Origin of the sequence: Streptomyces sp. NEAU-W12, from assembly GCF_026242095.1 — a bacterium.
Lineage (GTDB): Bacteria > Actinomycetota > Actinomycetes > Streptomycetales > Streptomycetaceae > Streptomyces.
In genome coordinates this window covers 1-1,806 of the sequence record NZ_JAPJDM010000083.1, presented here as the reverse complement: position 1 = coordinate 1,806, position 1,806 = coordinate 1, and the positions used below count along the sequence as shown (strand labels likewise).

The following is a 1,806-nucleotide window of genomic DNA, read 5'->3' as shown; positions in this document are numbered from 1 at the left end:
CCCTGGACTGCATACCCGCGACCAAAGGCATCACAAGCCTCGCCAAACTCGGCAAACTGTGGAAGGCCGGAGGCCTGAAAGCTCTCGGCGACGGTTTCATGGGGGGCATCGGCGGCGGACTGAAGAACCTCGCAGACAGTGTTCGCGGCTTCGGTGCAGCGACCCGGAACGTCTTCCGAGGTTTCGACGGGTCATGGCTGAGCATGGCCGCGTCCCGAGGGTCCGGGGGCTCCCTTCCCTCGATCGACCAGATCAAGCAAGCCCTCATCCAGCTGAACCCGCAGCTCTCGAAAAAGACATACACGTCAGAGCAAGGGCATTATTACGCGACTCGGGTGTTCCAGGGAGGGAGAACCGATGAGACCGTATTGGCCGGCCATGGGTACCTGGAAGAGGGAGCAGGCACCATAAGGATGCCGGAAGGCACGTCCATGTCGTTCTACGTGGAGCACGGCGACCGACTTGGCGGTCTGGACGGCCTCACGGTCGAGGCCGGAGTCTACCCCGGGGAGGCATTGCAAGTGGCCCGACCCGGAGACGTCATTCCCAATTACACGCTAGCCGCACCGGCGTCCGGTCCAGGGGGCGGCTTCAGCGTATTCGAGAACTCGGTCACAGTGGTTGAACGAACAAAGCTGGACGCGCTACTCAAGCCCGGTATGGGGACCGTACACTGGGCCGCATGCCGTGAAATCTTCTGAAGGGGCCGAACGAATGCAGTGGGACCACACGGAAGGGGACTGGGTAGAAACGGGTGTGCAGTTGGTCATCCGCAAGTCCGACCTGGACCCTGCCCTTCTCTCGGAAACCATGCAGGTACCTCCGACCTCATTGAGCCTTCCGGACGCCGATACCCGGAAGGCCGGCCTACCTCAAGAAGGCGTTTGGTCTCTGACTGTACACAAAAGGCTACCGGGAGGGGTAAACGAGCAGTTCCAGAAACTTCTTGAACAAATTGAACCCCACACCTCCGGAATTGATCATCTGACTTCGCAGGGGTATGAGATCTCGATCAGTGTCACTGGTTTCGTCGGCAACGGCAGCACATTCTCACTGACCCCGGACGTGGTCTCAAGACTGGCCGACCTGAACGTACCCCTCGTTGTTTCACCCAGCACAAGTGACCGATAGCGAGAATGATGACGATCTCGACCCGCTCATGGGACAGTCTCGCAGCGACCCTCCTCATCACAGGAGAGGACCTGACTCCAGGAGACGTCACACGCGCGCTCGGCATTTCCCCGTCGCTGTACCGCGAGCCGACGGCGGACTCACGCTTCCGGCCCGGTGAGGGAATCTGGGCGATCCAGGTCACGGCCGGACCGCATCAGGGTCTTGAAGAGGCTCTGAACGAGTTGGCGGACCTGATCTCCGGTGTTCTGGAAGGCGTCCGGGAACTCGACGAATCCGGGCTCACCGTGCAGGTCGACCTGAGCGGCCGGGTGGACGGGCGTACCCGTATCCCCCTTTCACCACATGCTCTGTCACGAGTGGCCGCTCTGGGGCTTCCGCTCTCCTTCACCACCGGCGCGGTCCCTTCCGAACGTTCCGAAGACCTTTGGGACTGGCTGCCCGCAGCCGACGGGTCTCACCGCGCGCCCCAACGGGACGATGAGGAAGACCCGGGCACCGTCGCGGACCCGGCGCCCGTCGGGGTGTCGCTGGCGGTTCCCGACTCGTGGTGGGAGTTCGACATCCGTCCGGAAGGACGCGAGGCCACGATCCGGGCGCTCGTCGAGGAGCGGATCCGTGAACTCCCGGAACTCGCCCCGTACCGCGCCGACCTGACCGCCATGCTCCGCAGGA

General features: G+C 62.8%; 3 protein-coding genes. All 3 read left to right on the top strand.

Going from position 1 to position 1,806, the window contains the following annotated elements:
- Positions 1-701: putative adhesin (locus tag ORI94_RS35150; protein ID WP_416237959.1), on the top strand; the 701-nt coding region annotated here is incomplete at its 5' end.
- Between the two features lie 13 nt (positions 702-714).
- Positions 715-1,131 carry a DUF4279 domain-containing protein gene (locus tag ORI94_RS35145; protein ID WP_266083167.1) on the top strand — a complete coding sequence of 139 codons (417 nt, stop codon included), beginning with the start codon at positions 715-717 and terminating at the stop codon, positions 1,129-1,131.
- A gap of 5 nt (positions 1,132-1,136) precedes the next feature.
- Positions 1,137-1,806: DUF4279 domain-containing protein (locus tag ORI94_RS35140; protein ID WP_266083164.1), on the top strand; the 670-nt coding region annotated here is incomplete at its 3' end.